The 15,811-nt window shown below is 64.1% G+C and carries 12 protein-coding genes; 4 read left to right on the top strand and 8 right to left on the bottom strand.

Going from position 1 to position 15,811, the window contains the following annotated elements; translation table 11 throughout:
• Window positions 1–11: 11 nt before the first annotated feature.
• The 3 genes from X743_RS165210 to X743_RS165220 form a co-directional block, all read right to left on the bottom strand.
• Entirely contained in the window at window positions 12–1,994 is a 1,983-nt protein-coding gene (locus X743_RS165210) for a PAS domain S-box protein (protein ID WP_245264150.1), read from the bottom strand.
• Window positions 1,995–2,156: 162 nt separating this feature from the next.
• On the bottom strand, window positions 2,157–2,795 hold the full coding sequence (locus X743_RS165215) for an NrsF family protein (RefSeq protein WP_023763901.1): 639 nt from the start codon (window positions 2,793–2,795) through the stop codon (window positions 2,157–2,159).
• A 1-nt stretch (window position 2,796) separates the two neighbouring features.
• Window positions 2,797–3,348, bottom strand: coding sequence for a sigma-70 family RNA polymerase sigma factor (locus X743_RS165220; protein WP_023763900.1), 552 nt, complete (start codon window positions 3,346–3,348; stop codon window positions 2,797–2,799).
• 300 nt (window positions 3,349–3,648) lie between these two features.
• On the opposite strand from X743_RS165220, the gene X743_RS165225 reads away from it, so the two are divergent.
• From X743_RS165225 to X743_RS165235, 3 genes are all read left to right on the top strand, one after another.
• A complete protein-coding gene (locus X743_RS165225; RefSeq protein WP_023763899.1) occupies window positions 3,649–4,656 on the top strand; it encodes an iron ABC transporter substrate-binding protein in 1,008 nt (335 codons plus the stop codon).
• 172 nt (window positions 4,657–4,828) lie between these two features.
• The gene (locus tag X743_RS165230; RefSeq protein ID WP_023763898.1) at window positions 4,829–6,409 is read left to right on the top strand and encodes an iron ABC transporter permease; all 1,581 of its coding nucleotides are present in this window, start codon (window positions 4,829–4,831) and stop codon (window positions 6,407–6,409) included.
• A complete protein-coding gene (locus X743_RS165235) occupies window positions 6,406–7,488 on the top strand; it encodes an ABC transporter ATP-binding protein (protein WP_023763897.1) in 1,083 nt (360 codons plus the stop codon). Before X743_RS165230 ends, X743_RS165235 begins: the two co-directional genes overlap by 4 nt.
• Window positions 7,489–7,517: 29 nt before the next feature.
• Here X743_RS165235 and X743_RS165240 read toward each other — a convergent pair whose 3' ends face one another.
• From X743_RS165240 to X743_RS165260, 5 genes are all read right to left on the bottom strand, one after another.
• Window positions 7,518–8,348, bottom strand: coding sequence for a phosphodiesterase (locus tag X743_RS165240; protein WP_023763896.1), 831 nt, complete (start codon window positions 8,346–8,348; stop codon window positions 7,518–7,520).
• A 61-nt stretch (window positions 8,349–8,409) separates the two neighbouring features.
• Window positions 8,410–9,510, bottom strand: a complete 1,101-nt coding sequence (locus tag X743_RS165245) for a sn-glycerol-3-phosphate import ATP-binding protein UgpC (RefSeq protein ID WP_023763895.1) — start codon at window positions 9,508–9,510, stop codon at window positions 8,410–8,412.
• Window positions 9,511–9,520: 10 nt separating this feature from the next.
• Complete coding sequence (locus X743_RS165250) at window positions 9,521–10,435, bottom strand: ABC transporter permease subunit (protein ID WP_023763894.1); 915 nt, start codon at window positions 10,433–10,435, stop codon at window positions 9,521–9,523.
• A gap of 7 nt (window positions 10,436–10,442) precedes the next feature.
• Window positions 10,443–11,327: a sugar ABC transporter permease gene (locus X743_RS165255; protein ID WP_023763893.1), complete on the bottom strand. Its 885-nt coding sequence runs from the start codon at window positions 11,325–11,327 to the stop codon at window positions 10,443–10,445.
• 142 nt (window positions 11,328–11,469) lie between these two features.
• Window positions 11,470–12,822 (bottom strand): extracellular solute-binding protein, encoded by a 1,353-nt coding sequence (locus X743_RS165260; protein WP_023763892.1) that lies wholly within the window; start codon window positions 12,820–12,822, stop codon window positions 11,470–11,472.
• 518 nt (window positions 12,823–13,340) lie between these two features.
• On the opposite strand from X743_RS165260, the gene X743_RS165265 reads away from it, so the two are divergent.
• Window positions 13,341–15,791 carry an EAL domain-containing protein gene (locus X743_RS165265; protein ID WP_023763890.1) on the top strand — a complete coding sequence of 817 codons (2,451 nt, stop codon included), beginning with the start codon at window positions 13,341–13,343 and terminating at the stop codon, window positions 15,789–15,791.
• The last annotated feature ends 20 nt before the right edge of the window (window positions 15,792–15,811 follow it).

The following is a 15,811-nucleotide window of genomic DNA, read 5'->3' as shown; positions in this document are numbered from 1 at the left end:
GCGTCGGCCGTTCAGGATGCCGCGGCGAGCGGCCTGGATGGCTCCGACCTGTCGTCGGTGATCTTGTCATCCAGCGCCACGGAAACGCATCCGCGGCCGGCCGCCTTGGCCGCATAGCAAGCGGCGTCGGCCCTTGCGATGATCTCGTCGACTTCGCCGCAATCGGCGCAGATCGCGGTAAGCCCGATGCTCGCGCCGATCGCGTGCGGCCGATCATCCCAGATGAAATCAAGGCCGGCTATCGCATCGATGATCGAGCGTGCCGCGATCCCGGCGCCAGCGGTCGAAGCCGATTTCAGGATGACTGCGAATTCGTCGCCACCCAGCCGCGCCACGATATCTTCAGGGTCGAGCACGCCGCGAACAGCCTCTGCGACACGCTTCAGCAAAGCGTCTCCGGCAGCGTGACCGCCGGTGTCGTTGACCAGTTTGAAGTGGTCGAGGTCGATGAACATGAACTGATGCCTGCCGCCTCCAGCCGCCGCGGCGTCCTTACGGGCCTGATCGACCAGTTCCTCCATGGTTCGGATGAAGCTCGAACGATTGGCAAGGCCGGTCAGCGCGTCGTGCGCGGCGGCATGGGCAAGCTGCCGCTGCAGGGCCCGCGCATCCGTGAAATCCTGGAAGACGATGACCAGCCCGCAGAATTCGTTGCGCTCGTTGATGATCGGCGACACCACCTGGCGGATGCTGCAGCGCGTGTCGTCGCGCCGGATGAGCACGGCTCGGCTGTTCTGGTCGGAGGGCGCCGCCGCTCCGATCGCCGGCCGTGCCACGCCGATCCTCTGCCCCGTCTCCTCGTCGACCGCCCAATAGACATGGCCGAGCGTCTTGCCGAGCGCCTCGTCGCCGGAAACGCCGGTCAGCTTCTCGGCGACCGGGTTCATGAAGGTGACGCGATTTGCGGCATCGGTGCAGATGACCGCATCACCGATGGACTGCAGCGTCACCCTGAGCCGTTCCTTCTCGTCGGCCAGCATTGCCGCTGAGACCGTCAGGCGCTCTTCGGCCTCCTTGCGCCGGGTGATGTCGGTCAAGCTGCCGATGGCCCTGGTCAAACGCCCGGCCGCGTCGCGTTCGATGGCTTTGCCGCGGTCGAGGATCCACACCCAGTGGCCGTCCTTATGACGCATCCTGAACTCGGCTTCGAAGAATTCCGTGTTGCCGTCGAGATGCGCCCGATCCGCAGTGGCAACAGCCTCGCGATCGTCGGGATGGATCATCGTCAGCCAATGGTCGGGGTCGCCATCGAGTTCGCCGTCGGCATAGCCGAGCATCTTGACCCAGGTCGAGGAGTAGGTCGTGCCGCCCTTGCGCATGTCGAGGTCCCAGACGCCTTGACCGGCGCCGGCCAGCGCGAAATTCCAGCGCGTTTCGGCCTCGGCAATACGCACCTCGGCCTGCTTGCGCGCGTCGATGTCCTCGATCTGCGACACGAGATAGAGCGGCCGCCCGCTTGTCTCGTCACGAATGACGGAGCCGGCAAGATGAGCCCAGATGGGTGTGCCGTCCTTCTTGAGGTAGCGCTTCTCGAACTGGAAGGCGTGGACGGTGCCCGCCTTCAGGCCGTCCATCGTTTCGCGCCCGATCTGCAGGTCGTCGGGATGCGTGATCTGGAAGAAGGTCAGCGCCTCGATCTCCTCGCGGCTGTAGCCAAGCATGGCCGCGAAGGCCGGATTGGCCTCGATGATGCGCCCGTCCAACCCGACGACCGCGATGCCGATCGCCGAATCCTCCATGGCCCGGCGGAACCGCTGCTCGCTCTCCGCGATCTGCCGCCGGTCGTCGGAGATGCGGCGAATGAACAGGCCGGCGAGGAAAACCGCGCTGACCGCCACCGCGACCGACACTTGCAGGGAGAGCTTGAGCGCCTTGGCATCGAGGCTCAGCCTCGCGAGCAGGATCGAGGCCGCCACCATGGCAACGCAGGCCACAAGCAGCGCCAGCGCTGCCTGCCTGTAAAATCCTGGCCCGATGGTTCCTCGCAATGTCACGATCCGTGCCACCCCCGTGGGCAATCGCTTCTTCCCGTGAAAACCTTGAAGGATCGATTTTAAGGAAAGGTTGCGTCTGGGGTACTGGCGGCATGGGAAACCGGCAAACAATTGCCGGCATGATTAAGGATCGGTATGCATCGGCCGGGACGCGGTATCGTGCTACCAGCGCACGAAAAACCGTCCGCCGAGCGCGCCAAGCAAGGCGAGCGCCGCGATCGCGATCGTATACCAGGTGGCAACGAAAAGCGGCGAATCGTCGAAACAATGCGCGGCATAGAAGGTCGCGGCCAGCCCCCCGGCGAGCAGGCCCGCGACCGTGCCGGCTAGCACGGGCCGCGTCGGCGCGCCGTAACGCAGCATCCAAAGGAAGATCGCAAGCGGGCCGATCCCGATCAGCGGGATGAAGCCCATGCAGATCATCATGTTGGACCCGACCATGCGCGTGCTCCACAGCTCCTCCGGCACCATGAAGAGCTCCAGGCCCACCGCCACGGCCACCAGCAGCGGCGCGGCAATCATCCCGGCCATGGCCCGGCCTGTCGCGGCACCTGGCGTCGACAGGGCGCGGATCAGGGCAAAGGCGCTGATGGCCAGCACGATGGTGAAAACGAATTTGGACAAAAAGCGCATCGTGTGCGCGGCCGCCATGAAGTCGGGACGCGGACCGATCGTGAGCAGGAAAACGACTGCCGCGATGACAATTGCCGCACCGGCGGCCAGCCACCACGCCGAGCGCAACGGCATCGCCTTGCTGCCTGCATCGGCGTCCAGCGCCTTGATGAGATCGTCAGTCCTCATGTCATTCCCGCCCGAACCGACCCTGCCCAAATCTCTTGGCTATCGCGGCAAGCCCTCGATGCAGCGACACGCGCACCGCCGTCTCGCTGATGCCGAACTTCGCCGCCGTCTCGCCGATCGAGCGGCCTTCCACGGATATGGCCGAGACCACGGAACGCTGTGCCGGCGGTAGTCCGCCCAAGGCCCGGTTTATGTCGCGTTCGCTGACGGTCTCGGTTTCCGGCTCGGCGAACGTCTCGGCGATGTCTTCGACGTCGATCTCGATGCGCCGTCCGCGCCGCCGGAATGCATCGATAAGCTTGAAGCGGGCGATCGCATAGACCCAGGGCAATACCGGCGCGTCCTGGCGCCAGGTATGCCGCTTCACATGAATGGCCAGCAAGGTTTCCTGCACGACATCCTCGGGATCGACCCCGCCCTGCACGATCTTGCGCCTGACAAAACCGCGCACCAGCGCGGCGATCCGATGCAGAAAGTCGGCGTAGGCCCTTTCATCTCCCGCGATCGCGGCCCGCAACAGTCGGGAAAGCTCGGCCTCGTCCTTGCCGCTCACAAGAGTTCACTCCCCGATTTTCGCGCCTCGGTACTGATTTGTTACGTGGCCGGCGAAATAATGTCCAAGCCAAACTACGGGCAAGTCACGAAAGTTTGCGGGTCCTGAAGCCCGGCCGCCCACCGCCTTACAGGCGTTGCGAGTACGCTTAGCGAAGAAGCCGCCATCCGGCCTTCCATCACGTGGAATTGTCCCTCTCGTAGCTCAGCGACCGATTGAAGCAGATCGACAATGTTGACTACCGATGTCAGGTATAGGTAGGTGCAGCGTGCCAAGACCAACGAGATCGAGGATGACGCCATGAAATACACCCTTTGCGCCCTTGCCGGTGCCACTGCGCTTGCAATCGGCCTGGCCGCCAGTCCGGCCATGGCCGAAGATGCCGGCATCATCGTCTACAACGCCCAGCACGAAAGCCTGGCCAAGGAATGGGCTGAAGGGTTTACCAAGGAAACCGGCATCAAGGTCACCTTGCGCAATGGCGGCGACAGCGATTTCTCCAATCAGATCGTCGCCGAAGGCACCGCCTCGCCCGCCGACGTGTTCCTGACGGAGAATTCGCCGGCCATGGTGCTGGTCGAGAACGCCGGCCTGTTCGCGCCAGTCGACGCCGACACGCTGGCCCAGGTCCCGCAGGACTATCAGGCGGCCAGCGGCAAATGGGTGGGTGTGGCCGCGCGCAGCACCGTTTTCGCCTACAACACCACCAAGCTCAAGGCCGACCAGTTGCCCAAGTCACTACTCGATCTCGCCGACCCGAGCTGGAAAGGCCGTTGGGCGGCATCGCCCTCGGGCGCCGATTTCCAGGCCATCGTCAGCGCATTGCTGCAGCTCAAGGGCGAGGCCGCCACGGCGGACTGGCTGAAGGCGATGAAGGCGAACTTCACCGCCTATAAGGGCAACAGCACCGTGATGAAGGCGGTCAACGCCGGCGAGATCGAAGGCGGCGTGATCTACCACTATTACTATTTCGGCGATCAGGCCAAGACCGGCGAAAACAGCAAGAACGTCGCGCTGCACTATTTCAAGAACCAGGATCCGGGCGCTTTCGTCTCCGTTTCCGGTGGCGGCGTGCTTGCCTCGAGCAAGCACCCGAAGGAAGCCCAGGCTTTCCTGAAATGGGTGACCGGCAAGGGCGGCCAGGACGTGCTGAAGAACGGAACCTCCTTCGAATACGCGGTTGGCAAGGGCGCGGAGTCCAATCCCAAGCTGGTGCCGCTGGTCGACCTGCAGGCGCCGAAGGTCGACGCCGCGACGCTGAACTCCAAGAAGGTCACCGACCTGATGACGGCAGCCGGCTTGCTTTAGTTGTCGTTCGTCCTAATAAGGGCAACCGACCGTGCTCCCGCGGGACTTTGCCTTCCGCGGGAGCGTTTTGTTTTCGAGATGCATTCGTCCATGACTACACGCTGCGTTCCTGACCGCGACCGTGGTCCCATGATTGCCGCCGCCGCGCCGCAACCGAACGGCGCCTGAGCTGATGCAGTCGGCGGTCGATCTCGCGCGCCCGGGCCTGCCGCCGAAGGTGCGCCGAAAGGCGCGGCGACGCGCGGCACGCTGGCTCGTCGCCGCCGCGGTCTTCGTCTCGCTACTGGCGCTGCTGCCGCTCGCCTTCATCGTATGGACTGCGGTGCAAACGGGCTGGGAGACCGTCTCGGTGCTGGTCTTCCGGCCGCGTGTCGGCGAGCTGCTCGTCAACACCGGCCTGCTGGTGCTGCTGGCCGTGCCGATCGCCATCGTCCTGTCGGTGGCGCTCGCCTGGCTGACCGAACGCAGCGACCTGCCCGGCGCCCGGTTCTGGGCCTGGCTGTGCGTGGCGCCGCTCGCCATCCCCGCTTTCGTGCACAGCTACGCCTGGATCACCATGGTGCCCGGGCTGCACGGCCTGTGGGCCGGCGTGCTGGTGTCGGTGATCGCCTACTTCCCCTTTCTCTATCTGCCGGTGTCGGCGGCGCTGCGTCGCCTCGATCCCGCCCTCGAGGACGCGGCCGCGGCACTTGGCCTTGGACCCTGGCGCGTCTTCCAGCGCGTGGTGCTGCCGCAGCTCAGGCTCGCCATCTGCGGCGGTTCGCTGCTGGTTGGACTGCATCTGCTGGCCGAATATGGCCTTTATGTCTTCATCCGCTTCGATACCTTCACCACCGCGATCGTCGACCAGTTCCAGTCGACCTTCAATGGACCGGCCGCCAACATGCTGGCCGGCGTCCTGGTGACCTGCTGCTTCGTGCTTCTGGGGCTGGAAGTGCTGGTGCGCGGCGAGGAACGCTATGCCCGGGTCGGCTCCGGCGCGGCGCGGCATCAGCAAAGGGCGCGCCTTGGCCATGCCACCATCCCGAGCCTGGCCTTGCTTGCCGTCGTCACGCTGCTGGCGCTTGGCGTGCCGTTCGTGACCATCGGCCGCTGGCTGCTCGCCGGCGGCGCCGATGTCTGGCGGCTCGACGAGATCGGCCTGGCTCTCAGCCAGACGCTGTTCCTGTCGCTTGCCGGCGCTTTGCTTGCCACCGTCGCCGCCATGCCGATGGCCTGGATCTCGATCCGCGCGCCGGGGCCATTGCAGCGCCTGCTCGAAGCTTGCAACTACATCGTCGGCTCGCTACCGGGTGTGGTCATTGCATTGGCTCTGGTCACCATCACCGTGCGTATCGCCCTGCCGCTCTATCAGACCCTGTTCACCATCCTGGTCGCCTATGCCCTCATGTTCCTGCCACGTGCCCTGGTCAGCCTGCGGGCGTCGATCGCCCAGGCACCGGTCGAGCTCGAGCGCGCCGCGTCCAGCCTCGGCCGGCGTCCGCTCAACGCCCTGTGGTCGACGACGATCCGCCTGTCGGCGCCGGGTGCCGCGGCCGGCATGGCCCTTGTGGCGCTCGGCATCATGAACGAACTGACCGCGACCCAGATGCTGGCGCCGAACGGCACCCGCACGCTGGCGATGGCGTTCTGGTCCTACAGCGGCGAGATCGATTATGCCTCGGCCGCCCCTTACGCCTTCATCATGGTGGCGATGTCGCTGCCGCTGACCTGGCTGCTCTATGTCCAGTCGAAACGGATGGCCGGACGATGAGCTTTCTTGAACTCCGCGATCTGCACAAGCACTACGGCCCGGTCGCCGCACTGGCCGGCGTCGACCTCAGCATCGCCAGCGGCAGCCGCACGGCGATCGTCGGTCCATCCGGCTGCGGCAAGACGACCTTGCTGCGGCTGATCGCCGGCTTCGAGGCGCCGGACCAGGGCCGCATCGTGCTCGACGGCGAGGTGCTGGCCAATGGCGGCGTTGCCGTTCCGGCACATCGCCGCGGCATTGGCGTGGTGGCGCAGGACGGCGCCCTGTTCCCGCATCTGACCATATCGGACAATATCGGTTTCGGCATGAGCCGCAGCGAGGACAGGCGCGCCGAACGCATCGTCGAGCTCGCCTATATTGTCGGGCTGGACAAGGCGATCCTCAAGCGCCGCCCGCACGAGCTTTCTGGCGGCCAGCAGCAGCGTGTGGCGCTCGCCCGCGCCATGGCGATGAAGCCCAGGCTGATGCTGCTCGACGAGCCGTTCTCGGCGCTCGACACCGGCCTGCGCGCCTCGATGCGCAAGGCGGTGGCCGAACTGCTGGAGGCCGCCGGCATCACCACCATCCTGGTGACCCACGACCAGGCCGAGGCGCTGTCCTTCGCGGCCCAGGTGGCGGTTATGCGTGACGGAAAATTCTCGCAGGTCGGCACGCCGCGCGAACTCTATCTCCGGCCGAAGGACAGGATGATCGCCGAGTTCCTCGGCGATGCCATCATCCTGCCGGCCAGGATATCGGGCGGCTTCGCCAGCTCGCCGCTGGGCCGCATCGCGGTCGATTCCCCGGACAGCCGCGATGTCGCCCGCATCATGCTGCGGCCGGAGCAGATCGCGCTGAAACGGACATCGCGCGAGGGCATGTCGGGCACCCCTGACATGCTGTTCGGCGAAGTGACGGAATCCGAATTCGCCGGCTCGACATGCACGATCGCGGTGCGGCTCCTCAACAATTTCGATCCGCCGGACGCCGCCGCCATCGGCAACACGCCGCTGATCCTGCGCAAATCCGGCATGGACGCACCGGCGGTCGGCGAGATCGTGCGGCTCACCGTGTCGGGCAAGGCGCACGTGTTCGCCTGACCGGCGCCAACACGGATCAAGATGCGGCCTCAGTCCATCTCCGGTGCAATGCCCGGCAAGACGAGCGCGCCGGTCTCGGCTGAATAGATCGGCCACCGCTCGAGAAAATCGCAGCCATGCACGACCACGCGCTGGTTGGCGCTGTCGATGAGGATGACCGCATAGGAGGGCGGCGCCTGCTCGACGGTCTCGCTCGATCGGTCAAGCGCAAGCTCGAACCGGGCGTGCAGGCCGCGCTGCGCCGAGAACGGAATGCCAGCGACCGTGCCGGCGATGTCGCGATGGACATGGCCGAAGAAGATGTGGCGGACATTGCCATGGTCCCGCAGCAGTCCCAGCAGCCGCTCGGGTTGTTCGAGCGCCAGCGGGTCGAGCTGCGGCAGGCCGAGCGCGACCGGCGGATGGTGCAGGAAAATGTAGGCGGGTCTGCCGGCCGATTGTTCAAGCCGGGCTTCCAGCCAGGCAAGCCGCGTTCCGCACAGTTCGCCTTCGACGCGCCCTTCGGCCAGGCAGTCGAGGAACAGCAAGACTTCGTCTCCGCTGTCATGGACCGACTGCACGAAGCCGTTCTCGTCGACCGGAATTTCCGGAAACGCCGCGACGAGATTGGCCCTCCTGTCATGGTTGCCCGGCAGCAGCCGCCAGGGCATCGACAGCGTGCTCAGGGCCGTCCTGAGATCGGCATAGCTCTCCGGCGCGCCGGTCTCGGTCAGGTCGCCGGTGAGGACGCAAAGTGCGGCATCGGCGTGATGCGCATTGATGTGTGCGATGCATGAGGCCAGCCGCTGATGCAGGTCCGCGCCGAAGCGGCGCTCGCCTCGCCGGCCAAGATGCACATCCGTGACCTGAATGATTTTCATGATGCTTTCCGGGAGATGCCGAAGGCGAAGTCTGTCTCCGGCGATGATGGAGGCCTCGGGATCAGAGCGCCGGTTCGGGAACGGAAGCCTTGAAGACATCGAGGCGGGTTCCGGTCTCCGACGAGAAGAAATGCATGTCATTGGGCGAAAGCATCAGGCCGACGGTACTGCCGGGCTCGGGGTGCACGGCCTCCGACGTCATCACCGAAAACGGCGCCCCGTCGAGATCGACATAGATGACACGCCCGGCGCCCAGTTCCTCGACCAGGTCGACTGAGGCCTTGAGGGAGCCCGTCGTGCCCGGCGCCACCAGCCGGACGGCTTCCGGCCGGATGCCCATCGCCACCTTGGTGCCGACCGGCAGGCCGGCGCGGGCCATGGTCAGGCGCCGGCTGCCGTCGAGCAGCGACAACCCGTCGAGTTCGACCGTGCCTTCGAGCATGTTCATCGCCGGCGCGCCGACGAAGGTGGCGACGAAGCGGCTGGCCGGGCGGGTATAGATCTCGCCAGGCGTGCCGACCTGCTCGACCCGTCCGCCATTCATCACCACCAGCCGATCGGCGAGCGTCATCGCCTCGACCTGGTCATGGGTAACGAAAACGGAGGTGGCATTCAGCCGGCGGTGCAGCTTGCGGATTTCCGACCGCATCTGCACGCGCAGCTTGGCATCGAGGTTGGACAATGGCTCGTCGAACAGGAACACTTTCGGTTCGCGGATCATGGCGCGCCCCATGGCGACGCGCTGCCGCTGGCCGCCGGAAAGCGCCATCGGCTTGCGGTCGAGCAGCTGTTCGAGTTCCAGCGTGCGCGCGACCGCCTGGATGCGCTGGGTACGCTCGGCGGCGGGAACGCCGGCGACCTTGAGCGAATAGCCGATGTTCTGCGCCACGCTCATATGCGGATAGAGCGCATAGTTCTGGAACACCATGGCGCAGCCGCGCTCGCGCGGCTCCAGTCTGTTGACCACCGTGCCGTCGATCGCGATCTCGCCACCCGAGATATCCTCCAGCCCGGCGATCATGCGCAGCAGCGTGGACTTGCCGCAGCCCGACGGACCAAGGATGACGACGAATTCGCCCGACGCGATATCGAGGTCGACGCCGTGCACGACCTGCGTCTTGGCGTAGTTCTTCTTGACGCCGCGTATTGTTATGGAGGCCATGTTTGTCTCCTTATTTTTCGGTGGCGATCAGGCCGCGCACGATCCAACGTTGCATGAGCACCACGACGGCCAGCGGCGGCAGCATGATGATCAGCGTGCCGGCCATGGCGATGTGCCATTCCGGAGTGCCGCCGACATTGGGAATGAGTTGCTTCAACTCGGTCACTGCCATCGCATGCGACTGGTCGGTTGTGATGAGCAGCGGCCACAGATACTGGTTCCACGCCCACAGGAACATGATGGTGCCGAGTGCCGCCATGTTGTTGCGCGACAGCGGTAGAAGGACATCGATGAAGAAGCGTAGCGGCCCGGCGCCGTCCATGCGCGCGGCCTCGGTCAGCTCGTCCGGCACGGTCAGGAAGAACTGCCGATAGAGGAACGTGCCGGTGGCGGTGGCGACCAGCGGCAGGATCAGTCCGGGGTAGGAATTGAGCAACCCAAGGCTGAGCGAGACCTGCACGCCCGACACCTTCTCGATCAGCCAGCTCAAGCCTGTCACGTCGAGGATGGTCTGATAGGGCGACAGCACATTGGCGACGACCGCGTAGGTCGGCACGATGCGCACTTCCAGCGGCAGCATCAGCGTCACGAAGATCAGCCAGAAGATGAACATCCGGCCGGGAAAGCGGAAATAGACGATCGAGAAGGCGGTGAGCGCTGAAATGATCACTTTGCCCGCCGCGACGCCGCCGGCGACGATGAAGCTGTTCAGTAGCTTGGGGCCGAGATCCGCCGTCACCCACGCCGTCTTGATGTTGACCCAGAAGTCGCTGCCCGGCAGCAGCGACATCGGCACGTCGTTGACGTCTTTCAGATTGTGCGATGCGGCGATAGCGACGATCAAGAACGGCGCGACGCAGAAGACAAAGCCTATGAACAGGATCAGATGCGTGAAGAAATTGAGGAATGGGGTGCGCTCGACCATGTCATCCTCACCCGTAGTGTACGCGCCGCTCGATGAAGCGGAACTGGAAGATGGTGAGCACGATGATGAGCAGCATCAGGATGATGCTCTGCGCGGCCGCGCCTGAATAATCGAGGCCTTTGAAGCCGTCGGAATAGATCTTGTAGACCATCAGGTTGGTCGCGTTCGCCGGGCCGCCGGCGGTCATGATGTCGACGATGCCGAAGGAATCCTGGAAGCTTTCGGTGATGTTGATGACCAGCAGGAAGAAGATCGTCGGCGTGATCAGCGGGAACTGAATATCCCAGAACCGCCTGATGACACTGGAGCCGTCCATCGCCGCCGCCTCGATCAGCGAACGCGGGATGGCCTGGAACGCGGCCAGGAAGAAAATGAAGTTGTAGCCGACATATTTCCAGGAGAAGGCGACGATGATCGACGCCATGGCATCCGCGCCATCGAGACCCGGATCCCAGATCCCCGGCCACATCCGGTTGATGACGGAAAGGAACCCCGCCTCCGGCGCCAGAATGAAGCGGAATGCCAGCGCCAGTGCCGGCGCGGCGATGCCGTACGGCCAGATCAGCACCACGCGATAGAAGCGCGAGCCGGTGAGTTGCCGATCGGTCAGCGCAGCGAGCACGAGCGCGATGAACATCGCCAGGCCGGTGCTGATCCCGGCAAAGACCAGGCTGGCGGTGATCGAGTTCCAATAGTCGGCATTGGACAGGATCGAGCGGAAATTATCGAGCCCGACCCAGATATTGCCACCGCCCCAGGGCTGCTGCAGCGTCAGCGACCAGTATACGGCCTGGCCTGCCGGCCAGTAGAAGAACGTGAAGATCAGCAGCAACTGCGGCACCGCGAAGAGGATGCCGATCGTCCATCTGCTGAAAGTAACGCGTTTTTCCATCGGTCCGCCGGCGCCGCTAGACAGCTAGCTCTAAGCAAAAGTGAGATTAATAACGAAATGGCCGCCCGTCGACCCAGGCAAGATCCCGAAACGGAAAGGTCATGCCTGGAAGCGTCCGCGGGCGGCCATGAGTTTGTCGCGATCAGGGCAAGGTCTTGCCCGGATAGGTCTGCTGGAAGCGGTCGAGGATGGCGTCGCCATTCTTGACCAGCGTGTCGAGACCTTCCTGGACACTGACCTTGTTGGCGAAGATCGCCTGCATCTGCGTGCCGAACTCGGCGCGGATCTGGGTGAAATTGCCCAGGCGGATACCGCGGGTGATCTCGGTCGGCTCGGACGCGGTCAGGCTGGCGATCGCGACCTCACGCCCCTTATAGGGCGCCTTGTCGTAGAACCCTTGGCCCTTCATGTAATCGAAGCCCGACTTGGTCACCGGGATGTAGCCGGTGTTGGTCGACCAGAACAGCGCCGTCTTGGGATCGTGGATGAAGTTGAGGAACGCCGCCGCGCCCTTGTATTCCGCATCCGACTTGCCCGAGAGAACCCACAGCGAAGCGCCGCCGACGAGTGAATTCTTGCGCTCGGTGCCGGCATAGACCGGCAATTCGGCGACATCCCAGTTCATGCCTTCCTTTTGGGTCCTGCCGACGGTGCCGTGGTCGCCGACCGAGGTCAGGATGACCTGGCAGGTGCCGGAAGCGAAGGCCTGGACCATGTCCTGCCCAAGATCCTTCGACTTGATCTTGATCAGGCCGGAATCATACCACTTCTTGAGATCGGTGACATATTGGACGAACTTGGTCTTGTTGACTTCGAGACGGGCGTCGAGGCCGTCATAGCCGTTGTTCTTGGTGGCGATCGGCTGGTTGTGGATCGCCGAGAACTGTTCCATCAACTGCCAGCTTTCGTTGGCCGAGATGTTGATCGCCATCGGGCATTCATAGCCGGCGTCCTTCATGGCCTGAAGGTCGGCGCCGACGTCTTCCCAGGTCTTCGGTGCTTCGGTCTTGCCGATCTTGGCGAAGGCGTCCTTGTTCCAGTACATCAGCGCGGTCGAGGAATTGAACGGGAAGGACAGCATCTCGCCTTTCGACGTCGCGTAGTAGCGCGCAATGCCGGGGAAATAGTCCGCGTAGTCGATCTTGTAGCCATTCTCTTCCATCAGCTTGTCGGCGGGCTTGTAGGCGCCCGACAGCATCATGGTGGCGGTGCCGACGTCATAGACCTGGACGACGGTGGGCTGTTTGCCGGCGCGGAAGGCGGCGATGGTGTTCTGCAGCGTGGCGTCGTAATTGCCCTGGCTGGTGCAGACGACTTCATAGTCCTTCTGCGATTCGTTGAAGTTCTTGCACATCGTGTCGACGACGCGGGCGAGGTCGCCCGAAAGGCCGAACCAAAAGTCGAATTTCACCGGCTCCGCGAAGGCAGGAACCGCCAGCGCGCTGCCGAGCGCGCCAGCGGCAAGGGCAGCGAGGCCCCGCTTGATGATGGTCATGATTTCTTCCCTCTTGAATGGCTGTTGACAAGGGTCTTGCGCAAATCCTTGCCCGCTCTCTTAGAGAAGGTATGTGACAGTTCTGTTGTGGCCTCTCGGGCCTGTGGACAGCCAGTCTTTCCTCCCCCTCGGCGGTTGCCCCGGCATGAAAACGTCACACCGGCGCCCTAGGTAGCTAGGGCGGCTGTCGAGGACGTAAAGACCGTCAAGGGCCGTCATGATTAACCGGCTAAAGGGATGATGAAATGCTGGTGCGGAAGCTGACGCATGTACCCGTCGCCAACAGGCAGGCCATGTGCGACAGGCAGGCCATGTGCGACAGGCAGGCCATGTGCATGAAGCCCTGGCAGTGACCGTTCGCCTGAAATAGCTGGCTTCGGCCCGAATATCCCGTTGCCGCGGCACGGCTACGCCAGGGAGGCACGCTGTGGTTGCAGGCGTCTTCATAGATCCTTCAACGGCCAAGCATTAATCAGTCATATCTCCGCTTTTATTTCCAATGGGTTGGGGGAAATAAGATGTTGACGGTCTATAATTGTATCGTGAACCAGCACGATCTGAGACTGGTCGCACTCGCCGCGCTGATCTGCGGTATTTCCTGTTTCTCCGCCGTCAACCTGCTTCACCACATCAGTCGCTCGACCGACCGGAACCGTCTGGTCTGGCTGATGATCGCGGCGACCTCGACCGGCTTCGGCATCTGGGCAACGCATTTCATCGCCATGCTTGCCTTCACGCCGGGCATACCGAGCGCCTACGATCCGGAGCTCTCCGTGCTCTCGCTCGCTGCCTCGGTCGCACTGACGGCGGCCGGCATGTGGATCGCCACCTTGCGGGACGAGTTCGACCATCATCTCGTCGGCGGCGCCATCCTGGGCGGCGGTATCGCCGCCATGCATTACATCGGCATGGCGGCATTCGAGGTCCAGGGCCGGATCGAATGGAACCTGCTGCTTGTCGCCGCTTCCCTGCTCTCCGGCGTGGCGCTCGCGGCGCTGGCGCTGCGTGCCGTTCTGCGCCGCCCCTCTCTGTCGGCGACATCGGTCGGCGCGCTGCTGCTGACGCTTGCGATCTGCATCTTGCATTTCATCGGCATGGGCGCGGTCTCGATCTTTCCTGATTCCTCGATCGTCATATCCGAATACACCATCGAGCCGACCTCGCAGGCTTTCGCGGCCGCTGCCGCCACGCTGGTGATCCTGGTGTTGTCGGCATCGGCGCTGTGGATCGATCTGCGCTTTCGCCGCCAGAAGCTCGAGGTAGACCGCATGCACGGCCTGGCCAACGCCGCCGTGGAGGGCCTGATCGTCTGCGACGGCAACCGCATCGTCAGCGCCAATGACAGCATGGGCAAGCTGACCGGCACGGTTGCCGCAATGCTGAACGGCACGGAGCTGGACGGTCTCTTCGACGAACACGCCGTATCCGGCACGGCCAACCTGGAGGGCCAGCCGCGAGAGGCGGAGTTGAAAAACCGCGACGGAACGCGAATTCCCGTCGAGCTGATCGCCCGAAGCATCGATTATTGCGGCAAGCCCCACAATGTCATTGCCGTCCGCGACATCCGCGAACGCAAAAAGGCGGAGCAGGAGATCCTTCGCCTCGCCCATTTCGACCCCTTGACGGGACTTGCCAATCGCCGCTCCTTTTCCGTCCGTCTCGACGCGGAAATCGCGTCCATGAACCGCATCGGGAACACCGGCGCAGACGTCAAGGGCAGGCATCTTGCACTCCTGCTGCTCGACCTCGACCGCTTCAAGGAGGTGAACGACCTCTATGGACACGGCGCCGGAGATGCGATGCTGCAGAGAGTGGCAAGCTGCGCTGCCGGCGTTCTGCGTCCCGGGCAAATGCTGGCGCGCCTCGGCGGCGACGAATTCGCCATCATCGCCCCCAACCTGCCCGACCCGCAGGCGGCGGGCCGCATCGCGGGCGCAGTGCTCGCCGCCATGCGCCAGGAAAACCGGGCAGCCGTCGGCGGCGGTCTGGTCTCGGCCAGCATCGGCATAGCGATCTATCCGCTCGATGCCGATGACCAGACCAGCCTGATCAGCCATGCCGACACGGCACTCTATCGCGCCAAGACCGAAGGCAGGGACACCTATCGCTATTTCGAGGCGTCGATGGGTGCCGAGGCCCGCGACAAGCGTGTGATGGAGCACGAATTGCGCCAGGCCGTGGCGCGTGGCGAATTCTATCTCGTCTATCAGCCGCAGAAGGAGATCAGCAGCGGCAGGATGGTTGGCTTCGAAGCCCTGATCCGCTGGCGCCATCCCGAGCGTGGCGAGGTCTCACCCGCCATATTCATCCCGGTGGCCGAGGACAGCGGCGCCATCGGGCAGATCGGCGACTGGGTGCTCGAGGCTGCCTGCGAGGAGGCCGTCCGCTGGGAAAACCCGCTCATGGTCGCCGTCAACGTCTCCGCCGTACAGCTCCACAATCCCAATTTCAGCCGCAAGGTGCACGAGACCTTGCTGAAGACAGGCCTTGCAGCGACAAGGCTGGAACTCGAGATCACCGAAACCGCGCTGGTGAAGGACATGCCGCGCGCCCTGGCAACCCTGCGGCAGGTCAAGGCGCTTGGCGTGCGCGTGGCCATGGACGATTTCGGAACCGGCTATTCCTCCCTCTCCAACCTGCGCGCCTTCCCCTTCGACAAGATCAAGATCGATTCTTCCTTCATCAAGGCGGTGGACACCAACGGCCAGGTCGCGGCGATCGTGCGCGCCGTGCTGGGGCTGGGGCGCGGCCTTGGCCTGCCGGTCCTGGCGGAGGGCGTCGAGACGCTTGGCGAGTTGAAGTTCCTGGACGCCGAGGCCTGTGAGATCGGCCAGGGCTATTATCTCGGCAAACCGGCGCCGATCGAGGCATTCGACGACCTGACCGGCCTCGGCAAGCGCGCGTCGCTGCGCGCCGACCGCCAGGGTGGCAGCCTCCTATTGCTCAAGCCAAACGTGCGTTCGGCGTAAAGCGGTCGCTTGAAGCCGAA

This window comes from Mesorhizobium sp. LNHC232B00 (assembly GCF_000502435.1).
GTDB lineage: Bacteria > Pseudomonadota > Alphaproteobacteria > Rhizobiales > Rhizobiaceae > Mesorhizobium > Mesorhizobium opportunistum.
Note: the sequence above shows the minus strand (reverse complement) of the source record. Positions and strands in the feature narration are given on the sequence as shown.